Origin of the sequence: Ancylomarina sp. (genome assembly GCF_041555295.1) — a bacterium.
Classification (GTDB): Bacteria; Bacteroidota; Bacteroidia; order Bacteroidales; family Marinifilaceae; genus Ancylomarina.
Map to the genome: position 1 here is coordinate 1 of NZ_JBFFKR010000195.1, position 6485 is coordinate 6485.

Annotated in this window: 6 protein-coding genes and 2 tRNA genes; 2 read left to right on the forward strand and 6 right to left on the reverse strand. The window is 35.8% G+C overall.

Annotation, left to right across the window (positions count from 1 at the left end; translation table 11 throughout):
• Positions 1-250: 250 nt before the first annotated feature.
• The 4 genes from rpsT to ABY905_RS12530 all read right to left on the reverse strand — a co-directional run bounded on the left by rpsT (position 251) and on the right by ABY905_RS12530 (position 1880).
• Entirely contained in the window at positions 251-502 is a 252-nt protein-coding gene (rpsT, locus tag ABY905_RS12515; protein ID WP_372644392.1) for a 30S ribosomal protein S20, read from the reverse strand.
• A gap of 30 nt (positions 503-532) precedes the next feature.
• Positions 533-604: transfer RNA gene (locus tag ABY905_RS12520), tRNA-Glu, on the reverse strand.
• A 43-nt stretch (positions 605-647) separates the two neighbouring features.
• Positions 648-719 (reverse strand) — tRNA-Glu (locus ABY905_RS12525).
• Between the two features lie 219 nt (positions 720-938).
• Positions 939-1880 (reverse strand): hydrogen peroxide-inducible genes activator, encoded by a 942-nt coding sequence (locus tag ABY905_RS12530; protein ID WP_372644394.1) that lies wholly within the window; start codon positions 1878-1880, stop codon positions 939-941.
• A 512-nt stretch (positions 1881-2392) separates the two neighbouring features.
• On the opposite strand from ABY905_RS12530, the gene ABY905_RS12535 reads away from it, so the two are divergent.
• The gene (locus ABY905_RS12535; protein ID WP_372644396.1) at positions 2393-3709 is read left to right on the forward strand and encodes an acetyl-CoA hydrolase/transferase family protein; all 1317 of its coding nucleotides are present in this window, start codon (positions 2393-2395) and stop codon (positions 3707-3709) included.
• Between the two features lie 76 nt (positions 3710-3785).
• Here ABY905_RS12535 and ABY905_RS12540 read toward each other — a convergent pair whose 3' ends face one another.
• Together ABY905_RS12540 and ABY905_RS12545 are read right to left on the reverse strand one after the other, a co-directional pair.
• Complete coding sequence (locus tag ABY905_RS12540; RefSeq protein ID WP_372644398.1) at positions 3786-4583, reverse strand: BtpA/SgcQ family protein; 798 nt, start codon at positions 4581-4583, stop codon at positions 3786-3788.
• 17 nt (positions 4584-4600) lie between these two features.
• Entirely contained in the window at positions 4601-5605 is a 1005-nt protein-coding gene (locus ABY905_RS12545; protein ID WP_372644400.1) for an OmpA family protein, read from the reverse strand.
• Between the two features lie 290 nt (positions 5606-5895).
• On the opposite strand from ABY905_RS12545, the gene ABY905_RS12550 reads away from it, so the two are divergent.
• The coding region (locus ABY905_RS12550; RefSeq protein ID WP_372644402.1) for a 1-deoxy-D-xylulose-5-phosphate synthase N-terminal domain-containing protein at positions 5896-6485 on the forward strand (590 nt) is incomplete at its 3' end.

Genomic DNA, 6485 nt, shown 5'->3' on the forward strand with positions numbered 1-6485 from the left:
ATCTTTTAATGCAAAAATTAAAGACTTCAGGAGATCTTTAAGAGGCGTTGTGGATATTGACTTCTTCTTATTTCGTTTAACGAAAATATTCGCCTAATTAGAATGATTATTTTGTTAGACCCAGGTTTTGCCGGTGATCCAGGTTTTGCCGGTGATCCTTGATCTCTAACTATCCTCTTAGCAAAAATAGGGGTACGCACAAAAGCCCACTAATAAATTAGTGGGCTTTCATATAAGAGTTTATTGAGTCTTACAACGCGTTAACGTGTAATGCTAATTTCGATTTCAAATTAGCAGCTTTGTTATTATGAATAACGTTGATCTTAGCCAACTTATCTAACATAGCTGTAACTTTAGGTAGCAACTCAGAAGCAGCTTCCTTATCAGTTATCGCACGTAAATTTCTTACGGCATTTCTGGCAGTCTTAGCATAGTACTTGTTGTGTACTCTTTTAACTTCAGACTGACGAATTCTTTTAATTGCGGATTGATGATTTGCCATCTCTTTATTGTATCAAATTATTTAAAACTGTAGTCCGTACGGGAATCGAACCCGTGTTACTAGAATGAAAATCTAGCGTCCTAACCCCTAGACGAACGGACCAAAAAAAATCTCCAAAAAGCAATTAAAGAATTGCAAAACTGTGTAGTCCGTACGGGAATCGAACCCGTGTTACTAGAATGAAAATCTAGCGTCCTAACCCCTAGACGAACGGACCATCAAATTTGGAGCTGCAAAGATAATTGAAGTTTTGAATAACACAAACACTTTGCAGTTTTTTTTTGCTAGAAAAAGAAGTAGAAAACAAGTCTCTTTTTTCTCTCTTTTGCGATGCAAAGTAAATTATAATTCTTCAATCACACAAGAGAGAAATGCAAATAAATCAAGTTTTCTGCAACAAAAAAGCTAACCCTCTATTCCTGAGGAACATTTTTTTTCAATTCCACTCAACAATTGTTCCTCTTTCCTTGTTAAGATAGGCTACTGGCATTGTTTCACGTATGTGTTGACCCAATAAATTCAACAATTTATTCTTTGAATAATGTCGAGAATAAACCAAACTCACCTCTCTAAGAGGATGCAAATTTGTAAATGACTTCACTTGTTTCAATTTTTCTGCCGACATGTACTGGGTTGCCAACTCTGGAATTAGTGTAAAACCACCTTCACGATCGATAATTTTCATCAGCGTTTCCAATGAATTACTCTCAAATTCGAAAGGCAACTCCTGATGTTGGAGACTATGCATCTCACAAAGGTTGATCACTTGATTACGGAAACAGTGTCCATCACCCAACATCCAAATTTCAGATGTCGCTATATCCTTCACTTCAACAATCTCTTTTTTTAATATATCATGATCCTTATGAGCATATATCATCATCTCTTCAAAAAACAGAGGCTGTTCTTTTATCTTATCATCTCTTAATGGCGTCACAAAAATACCAACATCCAAAAGGTCTTTTTTCAAAGCTTTTACAATATCATCCGATACCATCTCTTCAACTTCAACCTTTACATCTGGATAATTTCTAATATAATCACCAATAAACATAGGGAGTAAAAATGGAGCCAAGGTTGGGATGATGCCAATCTTTAAACTACCCTCAACTGTATTTCTATGATTCTTGACGATCTCATCAATTTTTTTTGACTCTCCTAATATAATTCGAGCTTGCTCAATAATCGGAATACCTACATCAGTTGGAATAATAGGCTGCTTACTTCTATCAAATATGGTAACATCTAAAAATTCTTCAAGTTTTTTGATTTGCATGCTTAATGTGGGCTGCGTAATAAAACAGCTATCTGCTGCAGATGCAAAGTGACGATGCGTATCTACAGCAACAACATATTCTAGTTGAGTTAATGTAACCATATCAGTTAATTTTATTATTTATTGATTTTGACTCACAAATATAAACAATATCTATTGCTTTATATACAATATTGATTTGATTGATGTTTAGAATTAATCTATATTTGTAGTAAACTATTGTTTCAAGCTTAATCAATATATACAACAGTGTGATTATTAAGCTTAATATATAACACATTCTATTTCTGTCGAGAATTATATAACTTTAATTAGTTTATTTTTTCAAGATCAAAGTAGAGATAGAGTTAGATGTGATAGCTGCTATACTATTACAACAATTAAAACAAAATGATAGTTTAATAGTTTTTGTTATTTAAGTTTTATTAGATGTTTGGGTTAAAACAGTCAGAAGTTGGGTCTTCTGACTGTTTTTTTTTATTTCAAAAAATTAAAACACATTCTTTCAACATGTTGTTTAGCAATAATGCTAAAGAGCAGTTTTAAGGCATAAAAAATAGACTACTTTAGCGAGCGAATTTGAAATTTATAAGCTCAATATAAACTGAATAACAATGCAACACGGTATTAAAACAGTATCATTCGAAGAAGCTGCAAAGGTGATTAAATCAGGTGACAGAGTACATCTACACTCCGTTGCTCTAGCGCCACACAAGTTCATTAAAGAAATGTGTGACCGAGGTCGTAATGGTGAAATTTACGATGTAACCATTCAACACATTCATACTGAAGGACCAGCTCCATATGCAGCAACAGAGTTCGAAGGTATTTTCAATCTCGAATCTTTGTTTGTTGGATCTAACGTTCGTAAACAAACTCAGGCTGGGTATGCTGATTACATTCCTGTTTTCCTTAGCGAAACTCAGCAATTAATTCGTGAAGGCTATCTAAAAGTAAATGTAACTGTTGTACAGGTAAGTACTCCTGACAAACATGGTTATGTGTCTTTAGGTACTTCAGTAGATTGCTCTCGTGCAGCTGTTGAGATGGCTGATACAGTTGTGGCTATTATCAATCCAAATGTACCTCGTGCTTTTGGTGACGCAATGATGCCATTAAGCACTTTCGATGTTTTCTGTGAAGATGACTCTCCACTTATTGAACATCACAATGCACCATTAACTGAGATAGATATTCAGATTGGTAAAAATGTAGCTAACCTTATTCCTGATGGAGCTTGTCTTCAAATGGGTATTGGTGGTATTCCTAACGCTGTATTAGCTCAGCTTGGTAACCACAAAAATCTTGGTGTTCACACTGAGATGTTTGCTGACGGACTTCTTCCTTTAGTTGAAAGCGGCGTAGTGAACGGTATGAACAAGAAGCTTGATAAAGGTAAAATCGTTGCTGGTTTCCTTATGGGAACAAAAGAACTTTACAACTTCGTTGATGATAACCCAGGCGTATTGATGATGGATGTAGCTTATACGAATGGCGTTCACATTATCAAACAAAACCCTAAGGTTTGTGCAATAAACTCGGCTCTTTCTATCGACCTAACTGGTCAGGTTTGTGCTGACTCAATCGGAACAACTCACTACTCTGGTGTAGGTGGACAAATTGACTTTACTCGTGGAGCTGCTGCTTCAGAAGGTGGGGTACCAATTATCGCTATGCCTTCAGTAACTGGCAGAGGTGTTTCTAAAATTACACCAACTCTTTTACAGGGATCAGGTGTTGTAACAACTCGTAACAACATGCGTTGGTTTGCAACTGAACACGGTTGTGTAAACTTATTTGGTAAAACACTTCAGCAAAGAGCAAGAGCAATTATCTCTGTAGCTCATCCTGATTTCAGAGAAGAACTAGATAGAGCTGCTTTCGAAAGATTCGGTTCTCACTACCACTTTGTAAACAAATTTGTGAAGTAAACATTCACTAATTTCAAAATATAAAAGCTGCTCAATTTGAGCAGCTTTTTTTTGCATTATTAATATGTAGAATCTATTATCTGGATCTCAATAGGTCAACTTGATTCATAAAAACGAATAATCGCTCATTTGAAATAGGATTCATCCAATAACCTGATTTTTTAAAATGAGAGCCCACAATAAAGGCATTTGCATAATCCCAGTACTCCGAAATATTATCTACCGTAATACCTGAACCTATTAATATGGGTTTACGAACCGTATCTTTTAAGGCATCGAGTTCTCGAATATCTACAGCCTTTCCTGTAGATGAACCAGTAACAATAATTCCATCACTCAAGAAAAACTCTGCAGCATGTGCAGTCTCAACAATATCCACATCAGATGTTATGGCATGCGAACTGTGTTTCTTTTTAATATCGGTAAAGACTTTCACCTTATCAGCACCAATCATCTTACGATATCTCATCAATTCACCTGCACATGAATCAATATACCCCTCATCGGCTACATGTCCAAAAACAAACCCTTCTGCACGAATGAAATCCAGATTAGCCGCTTTAGCAACAGCTAAGGCTTCCTTATTTGCTCCAGCAAGGATTTGAATACCTAAAGGCAAACACACCGCCTCGCGAACAGCCTTTGCCACAACAGTCATCCCTGCTGTAATCTCAGGACCAACCTGCCCTTTCATATAAGGCACATCATGCATATTCTCTATAATGATGGCATCGACTTGAGCTGTTTCGTACTGCTTAGCTTCCATTACTGCTAAATCAGCAATCTCTTCCAAACTCATTTTATGATTCGGTGTACCTGGCAATGCCTGAACATGAATCATTCCTATAATTGATTTCTTATCTGAAAATTTCATCTTTTTTTCTTTTATCATTATCGACCCAAAATTTGGAAGAGTTCGTCAAGCTTTGGTGTCAAAATAATTTCTGTACGTCTATTTTTACTCCTGCCTTCAGCACTTGCGTTGGTTCCAATTGGCAAGTATTTACTTCTACCTGCTACAGTCATTCGTTGTGGATCAATTCCTTTATCCAAGCTCAAGATTCTTACAATTGAGGTCGCTCGTTTCACACTCAAATCCCAATTATCCTTCAAATCACCACTCCCTTTATAAGGTACATTGTCGGTATGTCCCTCAATCACTATATTAATATCTTTATTTGTAGACAATACTTGAGCCAATTGTTTCAGGGCTTGCGCTCCTCTAACATCTACCGTATAACTACCCGATTTGAAAAGTAACTTTTCATCCATAGACACATAAACCTTTCCATTTCGATTAGAGATACTCAGTCCCTTATTATCGAAACCCGTTAAAGCATTCATCACCTTATTTTTCAAGGCAATTACAGCTTCATCTTTCTTTGCCAAAGCTCTTTCTAATTCCAATAGACGCTTATCACGACGATTGATTTCAGTCTGTAAATCATCTAACTTTTTTATTCTATATTTCAAATCCTGTTCTAAACCCATTACCTCATCTTCACGTAAATTCAAATTATCCTGAGTTTTATGAATTAGATCTAATAGAGCCTTCGATTCCTTTGCACTACCTTTTTGTTGTTTAGCCAACTGTGCAAGCAAATCTTCTTGATTTTCTTCACAACGTTTTAATTGTTCTTTACTCTTAAACAGACGTTCTGAACTTTCTTTATATTCTTCATCAGCTCGTTTGTATTTATCTTCTAAAACTTCAAGTTGCCCCTCCAATTCGGCATTACTTTCAGTCAATAAACGATTAGCATCCTTTAGCTCTTCGTATTTCTTTTGGTTTTCATTAGCTCTGGATTCTAAATTCTGATATTGACGAGCTGGTACACAGGAGAAAAGGATACATCCTGTTACAAGAACAAATAAAAACGTTTTAATACTTTTCATATCTTAATTATCAATTAATTACCTAATCAGTTTTTTCAAATTACTACTTAAATAAATTTCAAAACAAATATAAAGAGTCTAAGTTTAGCGCACAATACAAATCTACTTTTCGCTTAAGTATCTTATGTCAGATACATCACTCGTATATCAAGCAAAAACTTGACTATTTATAACCTATTCAGAAACAGCTGTGCTTTGGGATTGCTCAATTTTTCCTATCTTCGTCCCCTAGACCATTTTTAAAAATCGGACAAAATCCGTACAGCAATATACCATAAACTGATTAACAAATGACAAAGTCTGAAAAACCATTATTGGATCAAATCAACTTCCCATCCGACCTGAAAAAGGTTTCGGAAGATGATCTAATTCAAGTTTGTACAGAACTGCGTCAGGAGATTATCGAACAAGTCTCCTGCAATCCAGGTCATTTTGGAGCCAGTCTTGGAGTGGTAGAACTTACTGTTGCATTACACTACGTTTTAAATACGCCTTACGATAATCTGATTTGGGATGTTGGCCATCAGGCATACGGACATAAGATTTTAACAGGTAGAAAAGATCGTTTTCACACAAACAGAAAATATAAAGGAATAAGTGGATTTCCCAATCGTGGAGAAAGTGAATATGATTCATTTACTGTGGGACACTCATCAACTTCTATTTCTGCGGCATTAGGAATGGCAGTTTCAGCACAATTAAGTGGTGAAACAGATAGAAAGACAGTTGCTGTCATTGGAGATGGATCTATGACTGCAGGCCTAGCCTTTGAAGGTTTAAACAATGCCGCAACAAATAATGCTGATATATTGGTGATTTTGAATGATAACAATATGGCTATTGACCCTAATGTGGGTGGGATGAGCGAATATTTGTTAGA